At 65.7% G+C, this 19,958-nt stretch carries 19 protein-coding genes; 7 read left to right on the top strand and 12 right to left on the bottom strand.

Annotation, left to right across the window (positions count from 1 at the left end; all coding sequences use genetic code 11):
* Positions 1-2 precede the first annotated feature (2 nt).
* The 4 genes from VGN66_RS16820 to VGN66_RS16805 form a co-directional block, all read right to left on the bottom strand.
* Positions 3-1,061: a DUF47 family protein gene (locus VGN66_RS16820; RefSeq protein WP_327519939.1), complete on the bottom strand. Its 1,059-nt coding sequence runs from the start codon at positions 1,059-1,061 to the stop codon at positions 3-5.
* 262 nt (positions 1,062-1,323) lie between these two features.
* The gene (locus VGN66_RS16815) at positions 1,324-2,265 is read right to left on the bottom strand and encodes a DUF481 domain-containing protein (protein ID WP_327519938.1); all 942 of its coding nucleotides are present in this window, start codon (positions 2,263-2,265) and stop codon (positions 1,324-1,326) included.
* Between the two features lie 50 nt (positions 2,266-2,315).
* Positions 2,316-2,816: an RNA pyrophosphohydrolase gene (locus tag VGN66_RS16810; RefSeq protein ID WP_327519937.1), complete on the bottom strand. Its 501-nt coding sequence runs from the start codon at positions 2,814-2,816 to the stop codon at positions 2,316-2,318.
* Positions 2,813-3,817 carry an alpha/beta hydrolase gene (locus VGN66_RS16805; RefSeq protein WP_327519936.1) on the bottom strand — a complete coding sequence of 335 codons (1,005 nt, stop codon included), beginning with the start codon at positions 3,815-3,817 and terminating at the stop codon, positions 2,813-2,815. The genes VGN66_RS16810 and VGN66_RS16805 overlap by 4 nt, the downstream gene beginning before the upstream one ends.
* A 294-nt stretch (positions 3,818-4,111) precedes the next feature.
* Between VGN66_RS16805 and VGN66_RS16800 the strand changes: the two genes are divergently transcribed.
* Positions 4,112-5,137: an aspartate-semialdehyde dehydrogenase gene (locus VGN66_RS16800; protein WP_327519935.1), complete on the top strand. Its 1,026-nt coding sequence runs from the start codon at positions 4,112-4,114 to the stop codon at positions 5,135-5,137.
* A gap of 10 nt (positions 5,138-5,147) precedes the next feature.
* On the top strand, positions 5,148-5,786 hold the full coding sequence (locus VGN66_RS16795; protein WP_327519934.1) for a DUF2238 domain-containing protein: 639 nt from the start codon (positions 5,148-5,150) through the stop codon (positions 5,784-5,786).
* A gap of 17 nt (positions 5,787-5,803) precedes the next feature.
* Here VGN66_RS16795 and VGN66_RS16790 read toward each other — a convergent pair whose 3' ends face one another.
* The 4 genes from VGN66_RS16790 to VGN66_RS16775 form a co-directional block, all read right to left on the bottom strand.
* Positions 5,804-7,702, bottom strand: coding sequence for a methyl-accepting chemotaxis protein (locus tag VGN66_RS16790; RefSeq protein WP_327519933.1), 1,899 nt, complete (start codon positions 7,700-7,702; stop codon positions 5,804-5,806).
* A gap of 120 nt (positions 7,703-7,822) precedes the next feature.
* Positions 7,823-9,400: a DHA2 family efflux MFS transporter permease subunit gene (locus VGN66_RS16785; RefSeq protein ID WP_327519932.1), complete on the bottom strand. Its 1,578-nt coding sequence runs from the start codon at positions 9,398-9,400 to the stop codon at positions 7,823-7,825.
* 10 nt (positions 9,401-9,410) lie between these two features.
* Positions 9,411-10,466 carry an HlyD family secretion protein gene (locus VGN66_RS16780; RefSeq protein WP_327519931.1) on the bottom strand — a complete coding sequence of 352 codons (1,056 nt, stop codon included), beginning with the start codon at positions 10,464-10,466 and terminating at the stop codon, positions 9,411-9,413.
* Positions 10,459-10,902, bottom strand: coding sequence for a MarR family transcriptional regulator (locus tag VGN66_RS16775; protein ID WP_327519930.1), 444 nt, complete (start codon positions 10,900-10,902; stop codon positions 10,459-10,461). The genes VGN66_RS16780 and VGN66_RS16775 overlap by 8 nt, the downstream gene beginning before the upstream one ends.
* Positions 10,903-11,031: 129 nt before the next feature.
* Here VGN66_RS16775 and VGN66_RS16770 point away from each other — a divergent pair, with 129 nt between their 5' ends.
* The gene (locus VGN66_RS16770) at positions 11,032-11,781 is read left to right on the top strand and encodes an alpha/beta fold hydrolase (RefSeq protein ID WP_327519929.1); all 750 of its coding nucleotides are present in this window, start codon (positions 11,032-11,034) and stop codon (positions 11,779-11,781) included.
* 58 nt (positions 11,782-11,839) lie between these two features.
* Positions 11,840-13,660 (top strand): M2 family metallopeptidase, encoded by a 1,821-nt coding sequence (locus VGN66_RS16765; RefSeq protein WP_327519928.1) that lies wholly within the window; start codon positions 11,840-11,842, stop codon positions 13,658-13,660.
* Between the two features lie 60 nt (positions 13,661-13,720).
* Here the strand turns inward: VGN66_RS16765 and VGN66_RS16760 are convergent, their stop codons facing one another.
* The 4 genes from VGN66_RS16760 to VGN66_RS16745 form a co-directional block, all read right to left on the bottom strand.
* Entirely contained in the window at positions 13,721-14,371 is a 651-nt protein-coding gene (locus VGN66_RS16760) for a hypothetical protein (protein WP_327519927.1), read from the bottom strand.
* An 87-nt stretch (positions 14,372-14,458) separates the two neighbouring features.
* Positions 14,459-15,895: an AMP nucleosidase gene (locus tag VGN66_RS16755; protein ID WP_327519926.1), complete on the bottom strand. Its 1,437-nt coding sequence runs from the start codon at positions 15,893-15,895 to the stop codon at positions 14,459-14,461.
* A 115-nt stretch (positions 15,896-16,010) separates the two neighbouring features.
* Entirely contained in the window at positions 16,011-16,265 is a 255-nt protein-coding gene (locus tag VGN66_RS16750) for a hypothetical protein (RefSeq protein ID WP_224920241.1), read from the bottom strand.
* Positions 16,266-16,400: 135 nt separating this feature from the next.
* Positions 16,401-16,880 (bottom strand): peroxiredoxin, encoded by a 480-nt coding sequence (locus VGN66_RS16745; protein ID WP_224920240.1) that lies wholly within the window; start codon positions 16,878-16,880, stop codon positions 16,401-16,403.
* Between the two features lie 108 nt (positions 16,881-16,988).
* Between VGN66_RS16745 and VGN66_RS16740 the strand changes: the two genes are divergently transcribed.
* The 3 genes from VGN66_RS16740 to ahcY all read left to right on the top strand — a co-directional run bounded on the left by VGN66_RS16740 (position 16,989) and on the right by ahcY (position 19,825).
* Positions 16,989-17,549: a YqgE/AlgH family protein gene (locus VGN66_RS16740; protein WP_327519925.1), complete on the top strand. Its 561-nt coding sequence runs from the start codon at positions 16,989-16,991 to the stop codon at positions 17,547-17,549.
* A gap of 58 nt (positions 17,550-17,607) precedes the next feature.
* Positions 17,608-18,294: a GNAT family N-acetyltransferase gene (locus VGN66_RS16735; protein WP_327519924.1), complete on the top strand. Its 687-nt coding sequence runs from the start codon at positions 17,608-17,610 to the stop codon at positions 18,292-18,294.
* Positions 18,295-18,418: 124 nt separating this feature from the next.
* Entirely contained in the window at positions 18,419-19,825 is a 1,407-nt protein-coding gene (ahcY, locus tag VGN66_RS16730; protein WP_327519923.1) for an adenosylhomocysteinase, read from the top strand.
* Positions 19,826-19,958: the final 133 nt, after the last annotated feature.

The following is a 19,958-nucleotide window of genomic DNA, read 5'->3' as shown; positions in this document are numbered from 1 at the left end:
GATCAGGCGTGGTCGATGACGATGCCGTCGATCTCGTTCGCGACATCCTCCAGCGCGTCGGTGATTCGTTCGAGATGCTTGTAGATCTCGCGCGCGACCATGAACTTCATCGCATCGTCGCCATAGGCCTTGAACGCGCGGCGCACGCCGGCGTCGTGGATGTCGTCGGCATGCCCCTCCATCCGCACCAGACGCTCGGTCAGCTCGTGCAGCCGCACGCCATTCTTCGCGACATCGCGCAGCAGCGGCATCGCCTCGGCAGTCAGCCGCGCGGCATCGACGATGATGGCGACGATGTCGCGCATCTCGGGCTCGAACGTGTTCACCTCGTACAGGTCGACGGCGGCGGCGGCGGCCTGCATCTCGTCGATCGCATCGTCCATCGCGCCGATCAGGCTGGTGATCGCGCTTCGGTCGAACGGGGTGAGGAAGGTCTTGCGGACGGTCTGCAGCACCTCACGGATGATCCCGTCGGCGTCATGCTCACGCTCGATGATCTCACGGATATGGTCCTGCGTCGGACCATTGCCCTGGAACAGGCGCGCCAGCGCGTCTGCAGCGGCGGTGATGGTCACCGCATGCGCCTCGAACAGCTCGAAGAAATTTCCGGTCTTGGGCAGAAGGCGCTGAAACCACGCGAACATGTGATGAGCTTTCGATTTCTGGGCGACGACGGCGAACATGCTCGTGCGCCGCGCGGCGGCATTGAATTCGGTCGGGCCGAAGCTGCGGATCAGGTCGCTGAGGTCGGGTTCGTCGACCGCGTCGGCGGCTTCTTCGAGCGTGAACCAGCGGCGCTCGCGCTGGTCCTGTTCCTTCCAGCGGGCGAGTTCGGCGGTGACGGCGAGCGGGAATACCTCGACATCGGCCATCAGATAGGCGCCGTTGCCGCGCCGCTTGCGATAGCGATAGGCGCCGATCGGGGTGGGGCAGGCCGCGCCGATGACACCGGCCTCCTCCTCGGCCTCTTCGGCCGCGGCGAGGTGCGGGGGCATGCCGCTGGCGACGTTGCCCTTGGGGATCACCCAGCGGCCAGTGCCGCGCGACGTGACGAGCATCACGCGCACGGGGGCATCGATGGCGGTCCCTTCGGTGCGATACGGTAATGCGGCGATCTGGCGAATGGCTGTGGCTCCGGGTTGCGGCCCGATGCCCGATTTCGCCGAATGTTACAATCGTGTGAAGTTACTGTGACAGTTGTTTGCTGTGTTCAGCTTCGCTGAAGCGGCACCGGCCCGCTCCCCCACCCGGCCACCCATATCATGCTCGCGCTGGGTGGCCGGGTTGGGGGAGCGGGCCGGTGCCGCGAAACAGAAGGTAGCCCTAGAAATCCACCAGCAGCGACGCGCGGGTCGTTGTGTCGGTCGACTTGCGGCCGTTGGGCGGCGCGCTTTCATAGTTCACGGCATAGGACATCTGGGTCGAGAAGGGGCCGAACAGCTTGACACGCAGCGCGGTTTTGCCGGTGATCGTGCTGTTCTGTTGCTCGACGAATGCCGAGGCGTCCTGGCTGAAGGTCACGCCCTTGCTCAGCTTCCAGTCGAGGTCGAGTTTGCCGCGCGCGGCGATCTGGCGCTCGGTCGGGGCTGTCACGAAGTCGGTGTAGCGAAACGCAGGGCCGATTTCGAGGTCGAGGGTCAGCGCGGGCGATTTGACCGCCGAATAGCCGGCCCCGGCCGAGATGGCGTAGCGTTCGTCGAAGCCGAGGAAGCGGTCGCTCTCGAACTGCGCCGCGCCATAGACATAGGCGCGGTCGTCGATCTTCCAGTTCGGCTCATAGGCGGCGAGGTAGCGTTCGCGCACCGTCTGGCCGAGGCTTTCCTGATAGTCGGCCTGCACGCGCAGCTTGTGCCGCCAGCGCAATGCCTCACGCTTGACGTCGAGAATGCCGGTCAGGCCCAGCGTTTCGGTGTTGCCGGTGGTAAAATAGCCGCCGAGTTCGGCCCGGCCCTTGACCAGATCGAGGAACTTGGCCTCGCGCAGGCGGCGTTCGGCGGCCTCGCGACGCGCGCGCTTCCACGCGCTGGCGGTGGATTCGAACTGTGCGGCGCGTTCCTTGTCGGCGGCCTTGGCATATTTGACGATCGCGTTGACCGCGCCCTCGTCGCCCGCCTTCATCGCGGCGTCGAGCATCGCCTTGACCTCCGACGAGCGCTCGACCGACTGGTTGGGCGGCGGAGGCGCTTCCGGTGCAGTCGAAGCCGTCACATCGGCGTTGGCGAGCAGCAGCGGGGCCGCGAGGATAAGGAGCAGGGAGCTACGCATGTAACCGGTTACTACCCGATTTTCTGCCAAAGATCGAGTGCGGTGCAGCATCATGCCTCTCCCGCTTCTGCGATGCCGAGCGGCTCGGCGAATATGCGCAGGATGTCGATATAGAGCGTGCGCTTGAACGGCACGATCACGTGCGGAAGCTCGCGCGGGTCGATCCAGCGCCACGCGCGGAATTCGGGCTCGGCGGTGGCGATGTCGATCACGTCGTCACCCGCGTTCAGGCGGAACAGGAACCAGCGCTGACGCTGCCCGCGCCATTTGCCCTTCCATACCTTGCCGACAAGGTCGTCGGGCAGGTCATATTCGAGCTCAATCTCGGGCGCGGCGAGCAGTTCGACATGGTCGCGAACGACCCCGGTTTCCTCCCACAGCTCGCGATAGGCGGCGTCGAGGGGGTCTTCGCCCGGGTCGATCCCGCCTTGTGGCATCTGCCATGCCTCCAGCGTCGAATCGAGCCGCTGGCCGACGAACACCTGACCCTCGGTGTTGAGCAGCATCACGCCTGCGCAGGGGCGGTAGGGAAGATGGGCGAAGCTGGTCATGCCGCCGCCTGCGCCATGACGCGGTTCGCCTCAGCCTCGGTCAGTAGCGCGCGGAACGCGACGAGCATGCCGGCAACGTCACCCTGGGCGGACGGGATCGCGCGACGCAAAGTGATGAAACCGTGGATGGTGCCGACCGCCTCGCGGAAGATGACGGGGACGCCGGCGGCCGCCAGCGCGCCAGCATAGGCGCGGCCCTGATCGCGGATCGGGTCGAGGCTGGCGGTGAGCACCAGCGCGGGGGGCAGCCCCTCCAGCGTCGCATGGCGCATCGGCGAAGCGCGCGGGTGATCGAAGTCGGGGCCGTAGCATTCGTTGAACCACTCCATGCCCTTGGCCGTGAGCAGATAGCCCTCCGCGAAATGATCGGCGGAGGCATAGTCGCCATCGAAATCGGCGGCGGGGTAGATCAGCAGCTGGCCGATCACCGGCACGGCGGCAGGAGCGTCGCGCAGGTCGATCGCGGCGACCGCAGCGATCTGGCCGCCCGCGCTGTCGCCGGCGAGTGCGATCGCGGTGACTGCGCGGCCCAGTTCCGCCGGGTTGGACGCGACCCAGCGTGCCGCTGCCTCGCAATCGTCGGATGCGGCGGGCCAGGGGCTTTCGGGGGCGAGGCGGTAGTCGATCGACACGACGGGCAGGTCGAGCATGCGGCTCATTTCCGCAGTGAAGCTCGCATGGCTGTCGATATTGCCGATGACGAAGCCGCCGCCGTGGAAAAACAGCACGACCGGTCCCGGCTCGCGACTTTCGCGCACGTCGAACAGGCGGGCGGGGATCGGGCCGGCGGGGCCGGGGATGGTCAGATCCTTGACCGTCGCCAGCTCGCCCTGCGGCAGATCGACCAGATCCTTCATCGCCAGATATTGCGCGCGATAGGCGGCGGGCTGCGGCGGCCACGGCATTTCCGGCATCGCGGCGAGCATGTCGAGAAAGGCGCGGGTGTCGGGACGGACGAAATGGTCGGCCAAGATCGGGTCTCCTCTGATGTGCCGGGTCATAGGCGAGGCAACCGCGCGCCGTCCACCCGCGCAACCCGAGCTTTGCCGCAACTAAAGAAGAATTTCGCTGTCGCGCGCGCAACAGTGATGCTAACGGCGCGGCATGTTTCGAAAACGGCCCATTATCACCACCCGGACCGCGACCCGCCGCTGAAGGCCGGTCGCGCGGGTTCGGGTATCCGCCGCGAGACATTTCCATCGGCGCGCCGTGAACGGCCCGCTGACTTCCCACCGAAGAATGACTATGTGCCTGCCCATGTTCCGGGCGGGTCGACCGCATGAAAGGGTCTATTGATGGGTTACCGTGTCGTAGTCGCAGGCGCCACCGGCAATGTCGGGCGCGAGATGCTCGCTATTCTGGCCGAGCGCGAATTTCCGATCGACGAACTAGCCGTGCTCGCGTCCTCGCGCTCGACCGGCGATATGGTCGATTTCGGCGAGACCGGGAAACAGTATAAGATCCAAAATATCGAGAATTTCGATCCCACCGGCTGGGACATGGCGCTGTTCGCGATCGGGAGCGAGGCGACGAAGCTGCACGCCCCGCGTTTCGCCAAGGCCGGCTGTACGGTGATCGACAACAGCTCGCTCTATCGCATGGACCCCGATGTGCCGCTGATCGTGCCGGAAGTGAACCCGGAGGCGATCGACGGCTATAAGGCCAAGAACATCATCGCCAACCCGAACTGCTCGACCGCGCAGATGGTGGTTGCGCTCAAGCCGCTGCACGATGCCGCGACGGTCAAGCGCGTGGTCGTCGCGACCTATCAGTCGGTGTCGGGCGCGGGCAAAGAGGGAATGGACGAGCTGTTCGAGCAGTCGCGCAACATCTTTGTCGGCGACAGCGCGGAAGCGAAGAAGTTCACCAAGCAGATCGCGTTCAACGTGATCCCGCATATCGACAGCTTCCTGGACGATGGATCGACCAAGGAAGAGTGGAAGATGGTGGTCGAGACCAAGAAGATCCTCGATCCCAAGGTCAAGGTGATCGCGACCTGTGTGCGCGTGCCGGTGTTCGTCGGCCATTCCGAGGCGGTGCATGTCGAGCTGGAGCGCGAGCTGTCGGCGGAGGACGCGCAGAGCATCCTGCGCGAGGCACCGGGGATCATGCTGATCGATAAGCGCGAGGATGGCGGCTATATCACCCCGGTCGAGTGCGTCGGCGACTATGCGACCTTCGTCAGCCGGGTGCGCGAGGATTCGACCGTCGAGAACGGCCTCGCTTTCTGGTGCGTCAGCGACAATCTGCGCAAGGGCGCGGCGCTGAACGCGGTGCAGATCGCCGAGCTGCTCGGTCGTCGCCATCTGAAGAAGGGCTGAGCCGAGCCCGATGGGCCTCCCCGCCGCGCAACGCTGGTGGCTGCTCGCATGCCTTGCGGGCGTGCCGTTGAGCGCGGTGGGGGCGGCCTATCCGCCCAATACCTGGTTGCAGGTCGGGCCGGTGGTGGCCGGCGTGCCGCTGGCGTGGTGGGCATTGCGGCGCTGGCCGATGAGCACCGCCAGCGTGGGCTGGGCCTGCGTCTTCGTGCTGCTCCACCTGTTCGCGGCGCGCTGGACCTATAGCAGCGTGCCTTACGACGCCTGGGGGCAGGCAGCATTCGGCTTCAGCATCGATGCCATGTTCGGGTTTCAGCGCAACATGTTCGACCGGCTGGTGCATTTCGCATCCGGCCTGTGCTTCGCGCTGCCGCTGGTCGAGATCGGGATGCGCCATGCCGGGCTGACGCGGCGGATGGCTATGGTGTTCATGCTGCTCGCGGTGCTGGCGATCGGCGCGCTCTACGAGATTTTCGAATGGATGCTGACGCTGGGCCTCAGCCCGGAGGCGGCGGACCAGTATAATGGGCAGCAGGGCGACATGTTCGACGCGCCCAAGGACATGGCGCTGGCGCTGTTGGGCGCGCTCGTGGCGCTTGCCGCCGGGCTCACGGGGCCGCGCACAAACGCGGCTCCGTCTCCGCCCGCCTGAGTGGCGCTACCCTAGCGTCAGAACTCGTCCCAGTCGTCGATCGCCGCTGCAGCAGCGGCACCGGAGCCGTTGGTCGTGATCGGCAGCTTCGGGCGGACCAGCGGCGCGGCCTTGGGCTTCGCTGCAACCGTTGCGCGCACCGGCTTGGGGCGTGCGGGAGGCTGCTGGGCGGGTTGCGCAATCGCGGCGGGTGCCGGCGCAGGAGCTGGCGGCGCGACGGGCTTGGGACGTGCTGAGGTGCTGGCCGCCTGTTGCCCCGCGTCGAACTGCGATGCCTGATCCGACAGCGCGTTGACCTGAGCGAGCAGGCCGCGCGCGGCGGCGGAGGTTTCCTCGACCATCGCTGCGTTCTGCTGGGTCGACTGGTCCATCGTGCCGACGGCAGCGGCGATCTGGATCATCGCGGCGGACTGGGAGCTGTTGTCGGTCGCCATCGTCGCGACCAGTCCGGTGACGGTGCCGACCGTGTCGACGATCCGCGCCAGCGCGCCATCGACGCTGCGCACGGCATCGACCGCGACGGCGACTTCATCCTGGGTCAGGGTCAGCTGTTCGCGGGCGCGCTTCGCCTCTTCCTCGGCGCGCATCGCGAGGGCGGAGACGAGGTCGGCAACCACCGCGAAGCCGCGGCCTGCCTCGCCCGCACGACCCGCTTCGACGGCGGCGTTCATGGCGAGGACGCGGGTCTGGAAGGCGATTTTGTCGAGGCCCTCGATGACATCATCGATCCCGCGCGCGCTTTCGCTGACGCGGCCCATCGTCGCGACCGCGCGTTCCGCCGTGGTGCGGCCTTCCTCGACGACGCTGCCGGCCTCTTGCGCGCGCGACACCACGTCTTGCGCGGCGCGCGCCATCAGCTCGAGCCGGCCATTGATCTGCGCGATCGCGGCGGTGGTTTCTTCGATGCTGGCAGCGTTGCTCTCGGAGCGGCGGGCAAGATCATCGGCCGCGAAGGAGATTTCGCCGGTGCCGGCCTTGATCGCCACGGTCGATTCGATCACCGCACCGACCAGCCCCTGCAGCGCGACAACGGCCGAATTGAAGTCGGTGCGCAGCGCGGCATATTGCGGGTCGAATTCGGCGTCGATGCCGTGGGTCAGCTTGCCCTGCGCCACGCGCTTCAGCCCGTCGCCCAGCGCGCGGACGACCTTGTCGAGCGCCTCCTTGTTGCGCGCGATTTCCGCCTCGGCAGCGGCGCGGGCGGCGGATGCTTCCTGCAGGATGGCGAGGGCACGCGCCATGTCGCCGAGTTCGTCCTGGCGGTGAGCGCCGGCGATCTCGGTGTTGGTATCGCCCTCGGCGAGGCGACGCATCGAGGCGATCATCGCGGTGATCGGCGCAAACAGGCGGCGGCAGATATAGAATTGCAGCGCGCAGCCGATCAGCAGCGCAGCGAGGCCGATTTCCTCAAGCATCATGATTAGCCCGGACGCGCTCCCCGCGACATCCTCGACCGGGATGCCGACATACAGGATGCCGATCGTCTTGCCCGATGCGTCGCGGATGGGATCATAGGCGGTGTAGTATTCCTTGCCGAGAATCTCGGCCTGACCGCGATAGGGCTTGCCGTCGCGCAGCACCGCGTCGAACACCGGGCCGGGGGCGAGTTTGGTGCCGACCGCGCGGCTGCCATCGTCCTTGACCACATTGGTCGCGATGCGGGTGTCGCCAAGGAAGATCGTCGCGGTGCAGCCGACCAGCTTCTTCACCTTGTCGACCGGATCGTTGAACCCGTTGAGCGGGCGTCCGTCGAGCAGCATGCGGTCGCCATCGACCGAGAAGCGCTTGCCGTAGCGGCTCAGCACCTCCTGCGCGACGCCCATGTTCGTCTCTTGCCGCTCGGTCGCCCGCGTCTGCATGTCCTGATTGAGCGCCCATTGGGTCGTGACCACCAGCGAGGCGGCGAGCGCAAGCATCGCGAGACAGGATAGAAGGGTGATCTTTGTCGCGAGCTTGAGACGGCTGAGCATAGCTGGACCTTGGCAAAAATCGATCTGGTTCGGTCAACTATAGAACGGTCGCCGGGCATCCGGTCGTCAGTGGCCAGCCGCCGCCGGATCATTTGCGATCGGGGCCTTGGGCCGCTTGAGGAACAGCACCAGCGGGATTGACGCTGCGGTGACGATCATCATCGCGTGGAAGTCGTTGAGATAGGCGATCATCGCCGCCTGTCGTGTCACTTCCGCATTCGCCATCGCCAGCAGCGTGTCGGTCTGGCCGCCGAGATTGGCGAGCAGGCCGGGGTCGAGTGTCTGCAGCCGCTCGGCGGTGATGTGCGGGGCGAGGTCGGCGTGGCTGACCTGGGTCCCGCGCGCGAGGATCGTGGTGACCAGCGAGATGCCGATCGACGCGCCGATGTTGCGCGAGAGGTTGGTCAGGCTCGCCGCTTCGGTCCGCTGGTGCGCGGGGAGGGTGGCGAAGGCCATGCCGTTGAGCGGCATGAAGATCATCCCCATGCCCAGCCCCTGAACCAAGCCCGAGACGATGAACGGCGTCGACCCCATCTGCAGCGTCCAGGTCGTCATGTCCCACAGCGACCAGGCGGCGAGCGCAAAGCCGGTGCCGACCAGCAGTCGCGGATCGACCCCGCGCGCGACCAGCCGCGCCGACAGCCCCATGGTGATCAGTACGCCGACGCCGCGCGGCATCAGCAACAGGCCGGTGTCGACCACCGGATAGCCATAGAGCGTCTGGAGCATCGGCGGGAGCAGCGCCATCGTCGCCATCATCACCACGCCGACCACCAGCATGAAGGCGAGCGCGGTGACGAGGTTGCGGTTCTTCCACAGGCTGCGCTCGAACATCGGGTTCTTGCCGGTCGTCATATGGACGATGAACATCCACAGCGCGGTGCCCGCGACCAGCGTCTCGATCCAGATTTCGGGGGATGAGAACCAGTCAGCATGCTGGCCACGATCGAGCATCAGCTGAAGCGCGCCGATACCGACCGCAAGCAGCGAGAAGCCGAACAGGTCGAACGCGCGCTTGCGCACCGGACGGCTGGGCAACAGCCACCACAGGATGACGAGGCAGATCAGCCCAAGCGGCAGATTGACGTAGAATACCCAGCGCCAGTTGAAATTCTCGGTCAGCCAGCCGCCGAGCACGGGGCCGAGGATCGGGCCGATCATGATGCCCATGCCCCACACCGCCATCGCCTTTTGCTGATCCTGCGGGCGGTTGATGTCGAGCATCACGGTCTGGGAGAGCGGATTCATGAACGCCGCCGCGATGCCCTGAAGCACGCGGAACAGCACCATCTGCTCAAGGCTCTGCGCCGCACCGCACAGCGCAGAGGCGATGATGAAGCCGATGGTGGAGATCAGGAACAGGTTGCGCGAGCCGATCCGGTCGGAGACCCAGCCGGTGATCGGGATCGCGATGGCCGAGGCGACGATATAGCTGGTCAGCACCCAGGTGATCGTATCCGCCGTCGCGCCGAGCGAGGTCTGCATATGCGGCAGCGCGACGTTGGCGATGGTGGTGTCGAGGATCTGCATGATCGTCGCCAGCATCACGCCAAACGTCAGCAGCCCCTTGTTGCGCACGGGCAGCGCTGCCTGACCCGCCGGTGGCGGGGCAGGGACGGCGGCGGGGGATGCGGCGCTGGCCATCGGGCGCAGATTACTTGCTCGTGTCCACGGTCACTTCGGCGGAGAGGCCGGCGATCAGCTGGCGCTGGCTCTTTTCGTCGATCGCGATGCGGACGGGGACGCGCTGGGTGACCTTGACCCAGTTGCCGTTGGCGTTCTGGGCGGGAAGCACCGAGGTTTCCGAGCCGGTCTGCGACCCGATCGACGCGACATGGCCTCTCAGTTTCAGGCCCGGATAGGCGTCGAAGCGGACTTCGGCGGGCTGGCCGACGCGCATGTCGGCGAGGTCGGTTTCCTTGAAATTCGCCTCGATCCACGATCCGCTCGAGCGGACCAAAGTGACGGCGGGGAGGCCCGACATCATCATCTGCCCGACCTGGAGCCGGTCCGCCTGGCTGACCACGCCATCGACCGGCGCGCGGCGCGCGGTGCGTTCGAGGTCGAGCAGCGCCTTGGCCCGCTGCGCGCGTGCCGCCGCGATGGCTGGATTGACGCCGGGTACCGCGCTGCCGCTCGACAGCTTGGCGCGCGCCTCGTCGGCTTCGGCAACTGCGCTTTGATAGCTTGCGCGCGCCTGTTCGACCGAATGCTGCGCCTGTTCGAAGCGCGCGCGGGTGGTGAAGCCGCGGTCCATCAGCGCCTTTTGCCGATTATAATCCTCCTGCGCAGAGGCGATGCGGTCGCGGGCGGCCTGAATATCGGCGCCGGTGCCGACATAGCTGGCCTGCATCGTCGTCACCTGAACCTGCGCATTGGCGATCGCGGCGTCCGCCTGCGCCAGTGCGATGCGATAGGGTTCGGGGTCGATGCGGAACAACAGGTCGCCGGCCTTGACGGTCTGGTTCTCCTTCACCGCCACCTCGACGATCCGCCCGGCGACGTCGCTCGCCACCGACACCTTGTCCTGCTGGACATAGGCATTGTCGGTCGAGACGGTGCCGCCCGACATTGCCCAGCCGATCGCTGCGGCAATGATCACCAGCAGCGGCACGCCGAACATCAGCAGCGGGCGCAGCAGGTTGCGGCGCGGCTTTTCCGCGAGTGCGGGCTCGGCGGCGGTTTCGATGCGGGGATCGGCTTCAGCCATTCGCGGCCTCGTTGGACTGGTCGGGGTTGAGGTTGGCGCGGAGCTGTTCGAGCAGCGCGTGGAGCTGGACCTGATCGTCGGGGCTGATCCCCACGGCGGCATCGACGAACAGCGCGTCGGCGATGGTCTTGAGCTGGAGCAGGATCGGCTGGGCAGCTTCGGTCAGGTGGATGCGCCACACGCGGCGGTCGCCCGGATCGCGGCGGCGCTCGACCCAGCCGGCTTCTTCGAGCCGGTCGATCATCCGGCCGAGCGTGATCGGTTCAACTTCGAGCAATTCGGCGAGCATGCCCTGATTGCTGCCCTCATGCCGTTTGAGCACGCTGAGCGTCCGCCATTGCTGGCGGGTGACGCCGATGAGCCGTGCGCGTTCGTCGAAGCGCTTGCGGAGCAGGCGGGACACGTCGCTGATCAAAAATCCGAGTGAGTCGGTCATAAGCGGCGATATAATAAGCATGCTTATAGAAAGCCAGCGCTATAGGTTGCGATCTGCGACCTATGCGATTGCACGCAACGCAACCGGCGCGGGTTTCGCGCGGGGCCAATTCGGTGCATCAGGGTTGGCATGACCGAGACTTTTGAGACGTTCGATGGCCAGCGGCTGGCCTGGCGCGAGATGGGCGAGGGGCGGGCGGTGTTGCTAATCCACGGCTTTTTCTCTGACGCGGACACCAACTGGATCAAATATGGCACCGCCGAGAAGCTGGTCGCCGCGGGCTTTAGGGTCATCATGCCGGACCTGCGCGCGCACGGGGAGAGTGCGAAGCCGCACGATCCTGCGGCCTATCCGCCCGACGCGCTTGCGAGCGACGCGGAGGCGCTGATCGCGCATCTGGGGCTAACCGACTATGATCTCGGCGGCTATTCGCTCGGCGCGCGGACGATTGTTCGCGTGCTGGCGCGCGGGATTGCACCCGCGCCGCGCCGTGTGGTGCTGTCCGGGCTGGGCGATGAGGGCGTGACCGATACCGGGCGCCGCGTCGGCCATTTCCGCAGCGTGCTGACCGGCTTTGGCAGTTTCGTGCGCGGGGACCGGGAGTTCATGGCGCAGGCGTTCCTGAAGACCACCGGCGGCGATCCCAAGGCGCTGCTCGGCATCCTCGACACTTTTGTCGATACGCCGCCCGAAGCGGTGGCGATGCTCGACGTGCCGGTGCTCGTTGTGGCGGGGGCAGAGGATGACGAAGTGGGCTCGTTCACCGGCCTCACCGCGATGCTCCCCGATGCGCGCTTCGTCGAAATACCGGGCAATCACATGAGCGCGGTGACGCGGCCCGAGCTTGGCGACGCGATCGTAACATTTCTGACTGCTTGACCCCATCGGAGGGCAGGCGCACTCTTCCCCCATTCACATTCAACCAATCGAGGGATTGATGATCCGCACCGGAATTTCGACGATCGCGCTTGCCGTGTTGCTGGCGGCCCCGGCCTTTGCGCAGAGCCAGAAGGCGGCGACCCCGACGGCGGCCGAAGCCGACGCATTCGTGGCGCGTGCGACCAAGGAGTTCGAGGAATTCTCGATCGACGATGCGCGCATCCAGTGGCTGTATGCGACCTATATCAACGACGACACGTCGGCGCTGGTGGCCAAGAGCGGTGCCAAGGGTACCGAACTGGCGGTGAAGTTTGCGCTGGAAGCGGCGAAATATGACAAGGCGAAGGGCCTGTCGCCTGACACCAAGCGCCAGCTCGACATCCTGCGCAGCGCGATCACCTCGCCCGCGCCGACGCGTGACGGTGCGGCGTCGGCGCTCGCCAAGCTGCAGACCGACATGCAGACGGTCTATGGCACCGGCAAGGGCACGCTGAACGGCAAGCCGCTGAACGGCAGCGACATCGAGGCGGCGATGGGCACCAGCCGCAACCCCGATGAGCTGAAGGAAATGTGGACCAGCTGGCACGACACTGTCGGCGCGCCGCAGCGTCAGGATTATCAGCGCTCCGCCGGGCTGCTGAACGAAGGCGCGCGCGAGCTGGGCTTCAAGGATGTCGGCGCGATGTGGCGGTCGAATTACGACATGCCGCCGGAGGAGTTCGCGAAGCTCACCGACAAATTGTGGAACGAGGTGAAGCCGCTCTATGAGTCGCTGCACACCTATGTGCGGTGGAAGCTGCACGAGAAATATGGCGACGCGGTCCAGTCGAAGACCGGGCCGATCCGTGCCGACCTGCTCGGCAATATGTGGGCGCAGGAATGGGGCAATATCTATGACGTCGTCGCGCCGGCGGGGTCGGGCGATCTCGGCTTTGATGTAGGCGAGCTGCTCGTCGCCAAGGATTATGACGCGATCAAGATGGTCAGGACTGGCGAGGGCTTCTACTCCTCGCTCGGGCTTGAGCCGATGCCGGAGACGTTCTGGAAGCGCTCGCAGTTCGTGAAGCCGGCCGACCGCGAGGTGCAGTGCCATGCGTCGGCGTGGAATCTCGACAATGTCGATGATCTTCGCATCAAGATGTGCATCAAGGTGAATGGCGACGATTTCGTCACGATCCACCATGAGCTGGGTCACAATTACTACCAGCGCGCCTATAACAAGAAGCCGCTGCTGTACCGCAACGGCGCCAATGACGGCTTCCACGAGGCGATCGGCGATTTCGTCGCGCTGTCGATCACGCCGGATTACCTCGTCTCGATCGGCCTGCTCGATGAGAGCAAGGTGCCGAGCGCGGACAAGGACACCGGGCTGTTGCTGCGTCAGGCGATGGACAAGGTCGCGTTCCTGCCGTTCGGCCTGCTGATCGACAAATGGCGCTGGGGTGTGTTCTCCGGCGGGATCCCGGCCACCGGCTATCAGGGCGCGTGGGATGCGCTGCGTCTGCAATATCAGGGCATCACCCCGCCGGTGAAGCGCGATGAGACCAAGTTCGATCCGGGTGCGAAATATCACATCCCGGCGAACGTGCCGTACACCCGCTACTTCCTCGCGCGACTGCTGCAGTTCCAGTTCTACAAGGCGGCGTGCGATCAAGCCGGGTGGACCGGGCCGCTCCACCGCTGTTCCTTCTATGACAATAAGGAGGTCGGCGCGAAGCTGAACGCGATGCTGGAGATGGGCGCTTCGAAGCCCTGGCCCGACGCGCTTGAGGCGTTCACCGGCAGCCGCGAGATGTCGGGCGCGGCGATGGTCGAATATTTCGCGCCGTTGAAGACGTGGCTCGACGAGCAGAACAAGGGCAAGCCGACCGGCTGGTAACGAAAAGGGCCGCCGCGAGGATCTCGCGGCGGCCCATTTTCGATGGCGAGAGCGCGGGGGTTACTTGCCCGGCTTGTCCTTCGACTTGTCGGCGTCGCTGGGGCCGCCCTGACCCTTTTGCACCGCGTAAAAGATGCCGGCGACGGCTGCGCCGATCGCGGCGACTCCGCCGATCACGGTCGCGAAGAAGTTGCGGTCGCCCATCTTCTCACGCGTCTCGGCAACGAACTGCACGGGGGCGGATTCGGTGACGGTTTGCGCGGCGCTCTGGGCTGCCGACGAGACCTTGGCTGCGGCCGCCTCGACCGCGGCGCGCGGGCGGCTGCTGGTTGCAGTCTTGCGCGTCGATGCGCGTGGCTTGGCGCTCGCGGCCGGCTTGCGCGTCGCGGCGGAGCGGCGTGGGGGCGGTGCCTTGTCAGCGGCGGCCGGAGCCTTGGCGGTAGCAGGCTTGCGCGCGGGTGCCGTGGCCGGCGTAGAGGGCTTTTCGATCGCGACGGGCGCCTCAGCGGCTGGCTTGGGCGCGACCTTGGGCTTTGCCGGAGCCTTGGGCTTGGCGGGAGCCTTGGCCTTCGCTGGCGCCTTGGCCGGGACGGCTTCCTTCGCTTCCCCCGCCTTAGCCGCAGGCTTCGCTGCCGCCTTGCGTGGCTTGGCAGCGGCCTTGGCTTCGGTCGGGGTGTCGGCGTCGTTCGATGTGGTCGGGGCTTTCGCCATCACGCAACTCCAGTGGTTTCGTGTCTGTAACCAACCTGAGGCAAATCGGTTTCCCGCGTCAATGAAAAGCGCGTGTTCGGCCCGAACTTACCGGAAGGGCGGCTCATTGAACGCGCGCAGCTTGCGACTGTGGAGCTTTGCGCCCTCGCGCCGCAATTCTTCGCAGGTTTCGATGCCGATCTTGAGATGCTCGGCGATCGCGCGCTCGTAGAAGCGGTTGGCCTGGCCGGGCAACTTGAGTTCGCCATGCAGCGGCTTGTCCGACACGCACAGCAGCGTGCCGTAGGGAACGCGGAAGCGATAGCCTTGTGCGGCGAGCGTCGCGCTCTCCATGTCCACCCCGACCGCGCGGCTGAGCGAGAAACGCAGAGCCGAGCGCGAGAAGCGCAGTTCCCAGTTGCGGTCGTCGGTAGTGACGATCGTCCCGGTGCGCAGGCGGCGCTTGAGCTCGTCGCCCGACTGGCCCGATACCGTCTCCGCCGCGCGGGCGAGCGCCTGCTGCACTTCGGCGATGGCAGGGATCGGGATTTCCGGCGGGAGCACCTCGTCGAGCACATGGTCGTCGCGCAGATAGGCATGGGCGAGGACATAGTCGCCGATGCGCTGGCTCGGGCGCAGGCCACCGCAATGGCCGATCATCAACCATGCCTCCGGGCGCAGCACAGCGAGGTGGTCGGTGATCGTCTTGGCGTTGGACGGGCCGACGCCGATGTTCACCAGCGTGATGCCGCTGCCGTCCTCGGCCATCAAATGCCATGCCGGCATCTGGTGACGCCGCCACGCGCTGTCGGTCAGCAGCATTTCGGGATCGTCGCCAGCCTTGAAAATCATGCCGCCCGGGCCGGACACGCCGGTAAAGCGGCTGCCTTCGCCAACCTGCTCCGCCGCCCAGCTGACGAATTCATCGACATAGCGATGATAGTTGGTGAACAGGATGTACTGCTGCACATGCTCGGTCGGCGTGCCGGTATAGTGGCGCAACCGCGCGAGGCTGAAATCGGTGCGCAGTGCGTCGAACAGCGCGAGCGGGCGGGTGCCATCCTGGCTGATCCAGCTGCCGTCGGCGATCTCGTCGCCGATATGCGCCAGCTCGGTCGCGGGGAAATGCCGCGCGAGTTCGAGCACCGACACCTGATCCATCTTCAGCACATGGCTGGGGTCGATGACGTAGGGGAAGGGGATTTCCTGTCGTCCGGTGGTCGCGGTGACCTCGACGTCATAATCCTCGATCAGCAGCGTCAACTGCTCGATCAGATAATCGGCGAACATCGCGGGGCGAGTGACGCTGATTGCATAGTCGCCGGGCTCGACGAGGCGGCCAAAGCTGCGGGCAGGGGTCGGGCGATCGACCTCGTTGCGGTAGCGGACGCGGATTTCGGGATAGGCGAAGCTGCCGTCGTGACGGTGCTGCGGATCCGGGGCGATCCCCTGGGTCAGATAGAGATCGAGGGCCTCACGCAGGCGGGTGACGGAGGCGGTGTGCAGCCGATCCAGTTCGGCGACGATTGTTTCTGCTTGTGTCATCTTCAACGGCTAATTTGCCGCGATGACATTGGCAAGCGTCGATGGGGCAGTCGACGAAGGAGGCGATGTCGCTTTCGCGGCACGCCGATCGCGGGGATCGACGTGCCGCAAAGCGTCACTTCGCGTCGTCGTCCTTGTCGAGCAGCTTGCTGATGCCGAATGCGGCACCCGCAACTGCGGCGGCCGCGCCTGCAGCAATCGCGGCGGTCGCGACCGGGTTCTTCTTGGCCGCTTCCACCAGATCGTCGACAACATCGCCGATCGTCTCACCGGCGTCGGAAAGTGCTTCCTTGGCCTGGCTGAACAGCGTGTCCTCGCTGGCGGTTTCGGTCGTCGCCGGAGTGGCGGCGGGCTTGGTCTCGGTGGTCATTTCGGGGTCTCCCTTCCACAGTGACAACAGCTTCGCCGCACACCGGTTCCACCGTCAACGGTAAACCGGCGCGCGACTGAAACGGTTAGTCTTCCGATCCCGGTTGATCGTCAATCCGGGCAAGACCCCATGGCGTCAGAGATTCTCGAGCAGATGCTCGGCCGAGCTGACCTTGAACTCGCCCGGTGCTTCGACGTGGAGCTGTTCGACCACGCCGTCGTTGATCAGCATCGAATAACGCTGGCCGCGCGTGCCCATGCCGAACTTGCTGCCATCGAACTCGAGGCCGACCGCCTTGGCAAAGGCACCATTGCCGTCCGACAGCATGGCGATGTCGCCGGCATCGGCGCCCTTCGCCCACGCGCCCATCACGAACGCGTCATTGACCGCAGTGCATGCGATTTCGTCCACGCCCTTGGCCTTCAGCTCCTCGGCCTTCTCGACATAGCCGGGCAGGTGGCGCGCCGAGCAGGTCGGGGTGAACGCGCCGGGGACCGAGAACAGCGCGACCTTGCGGCCCGCGAAATACTCGTCCGAGCTGACCTGCTCAGGCCCGCTTTCGGTCGCCTTGACGAAGGTGGTGCTGGGAATGCGCTCGCCGATCTGGATCGTCATCTGGGTTTCCTCTCTCTCCGCGGAACTGCGGCTTGCCGTCCAAGTGGCATGGTTGTCGGGATTTTCAAGCGTGGCGGAGTGCAAGCCATGCGCCTATGTTGACGCGCGATGGACGATAGCAGCTTTCTGACCGGGCAGATCCTGCTCGCTTTGCCGGGTATAGGCGATCCGCGGTTCGAGCGCGCGGTGATTGCGATGTGCGCGCATGACGATCAGGGCGCGCTGGGCGTGGGGATTGGCCATGAGATCGAAGGGCTGAGCTTTCACGAACTGCTCGGGCAATTCGAGATCGATCCGGGTGTCGCGCCGGATGCACCGGTCCACTATGGCGGCCCGGTCGAGCCGCGACGCGGATTCGTGGTGCATTCGACCGACTGGGGCGGACAGGACACGATCGATGTCGCCGGGCGCTGGGCGCTGTCCGGGACCGTCGACGTGCTGCGCGCCATTGCCGACGGGACCGGCCCGTCGCGCTGGATCGTCGCGCTCGGCTATGCCGGTTGGGCCGAGGGGCAGCTCGACGAAGAGATGACGCGGCACGGATGGTTCAACGTTCCGGGCGACGCGGCGCTTCTGTACGACAACACTGCCGATCGCCGCTGGGAACGCAGCTTCGCCCGCGCCGGCATCGATCCACGGCTGTTGTCGAGCGGCGCGGGGACGGCCTGATCGCATTGCGCGCACCTATCGGGCTGACAGCGGACGCGAGACGGGGCAGGAGCGGGGCATGAACCACCCCCTCGACCGCCCGATCTGGTCCGCGCTGACGAGCGGCTGGACTCATCTCGCCGAAGGCAGCCCCGCCGCGTGGCGGATTGACCGAGCGGTTGGCCTGTTCGGTGCGGCGGCGGATGACTCGCCCGAAAGCCTTGCCGCGCTCGCCGACCTTGTGCCCGAGGATGGCGAGTTGTGGCTGGTTGAGCGTGAGCCTGCCCCTGCGCCACAGGGAACGCGGGTGGCGCGGGAGGGGCTGGCGGTGCAGATGGTGCTCGACACCCTGGTCACCGCCGACCGCACGCCGCCGGTGATCGCGCCGCTGGGCGAAGCCGATGGTGATGCGATGTTCGCGCTGGCGATGCGCACCGAACCGGGGCCATATGTCCGCCACAGCCATCGCCTCGGCGGCTTTGTCGGCGTGCGTGTCGATGGACAGCTGGTCGCGATGGCGGGCGAGCGGATGCGGATGCCGGGCTATGCCGAGATCAGCGCCGTGTGCACCGATCCCGACTGGCGCGGTCGCGGGCTGGCCGGGCATCTGACGCGGCATGTTGCTCAAGCAATATTGGCGCGGGGCGAGACGCCATTCCTGCACTGTTATGCCAGCAACATCCGCACTGTCGCGCTCTATGAAGCGATGGGATTCCGCATCCGGACGGAGATCCGCGCACCCATATTGGTACGCGATGCGCCATAACTTCGTAAAGGACATATAAAGATATCTTTATGTTTCATTTGCACATCGCACGCTGATCGGCTAGGGGCGCGCGCAGAGCCGCGGGCATGCTGCGGCGACACCGTTCATTAGCCGGAGAAAGATCGTGGCCACCGCGCTCGACAAGACCGATTACGTCATTCAGGACCTCAGCCTCGCCGATTTCGGTCGCAAGGAAATCGACATCGCCGAAACCGAAATGCCGGGCCTGATGGCGCTGCGCGAGGAATTCGGCGCGAGCAAGCCGCTCAAGGGTGCGCGCATCACCGGCTCGCTGCACATGACGATCCAGACCGCCGTGCTGATCGAGACGCTGGTCGAGCTGGGCGCCGATGTGCGCTGGGCGACCTGCAACATCTATTCGACCCAGGACCATGCCGCCGCCGCGATTGCCGCCGCCGGCATCCCGGTGTTCGCCATCAAGGGCGAGACGCTTGAGGAATATTGGGACTACGTGATCCGCATCTTCGACTGGGGTCAGGACCAGACCTGCAACCTGATCCTCGACGATGGCGGCGACGCCACCATGTTCGCGCTGTGGGGCGCGCGCGTTGAGGCGGGTGAAGAGCTGTTCACGCCGTCGAACGAGGAAGAGGAAATCTTCGTCGCGACGCTCAAGCGCTTCCTGGCCGATCGCCCGGGCTACCTGACCAAGACCGTCGCCGCGATCAAGGGCGTGTCGGAAGAGACCACCACCGGCGTGCATCGCCTGTATGAGCTGTCGAAGAAGGGCAAGCTCCCGTTCCCGGCGATCAACGTCAACGACAGCGTGACCAAGTCGAAGTTCGACAACCTCTATGGTTGTAAGGAATCGCTGGTCGACGCGATCCGTCGCGCGACCGACGTCATGCTGGCCGGCAAGGTCGCCTGCGTCGCCGGCTTCGGCGATGTCGGCAAGGGTTCGGCGCAGTCGCTCCGCAATGGCGGCGCGCGCGTGCTGGTCACCGAGGTCGATCCGATCTGCGCACTGCAGGCGGCGATGGAAGGCTTTGAAGTCGTGACGATGGAAGAGGCCGCGACCCGCGCCGACATCTTCGTCACCGCGACCGGCAACGAAGGCGTGCTGACCGTCGATCACATGCGCGCGATGAAGAACATGGCGATCGTGTCGAACATCGGTCACTTCGACAGCGAGATCGAGATCGCTGGCCTCAACAACATGAAGTGGACCGAGATCAAGCCGCAGGTCGACGAGGTCGAGTTCCCCGATGGCAAGAAGATCATCATCCTGTCCAAGGGCCGTTTGGTGAACCTGGGCAACGCGACCGGCCACCCGTCGTTCGTGATGTCGACGTCGTTCACCAACCAGGTGCTGGCACAGATCGAGCTGTGGACCGGCGCGGACAAGTACAAGAACGACGTGTACGTCCTGCCCAAGCATCTCGACGAGAAGGTCGCTGCGCTCCATCTGGAGAAGCTGGGCGTCAAGCTGACCAAGCTGAGCCAGAAGCAGGCCGATTACATCGGCGTTCCGGTCGAGGGTCCGTACAAGCCGGATCACTACCGCTACTAAGCGGCGGTCAGTCCTAAACAGAAAGGGGGCGCTTCCGGGATCGGGAGCGCCCCTTTTTTATGCGCTTTGGGGATTATGTGGATGGGTGCGGGTTTTCCGCAGCCGCACCATGTCTTAAGAGCCGTCCTATGCA

The organism is Sphingomonas sp. (assembly GCF_035998645.1).
GTDB lineage: Bacteria > Pseudomonadota > Alphaproteobacteria > Sphingomonadales > Sphingomonadaceae > Sphingomonas.
The sequence above is the reverse complement of the archived record's forward strand: the minus strand, read 5'-3'. Positions and strand labels throughout refer to the sequence as shown.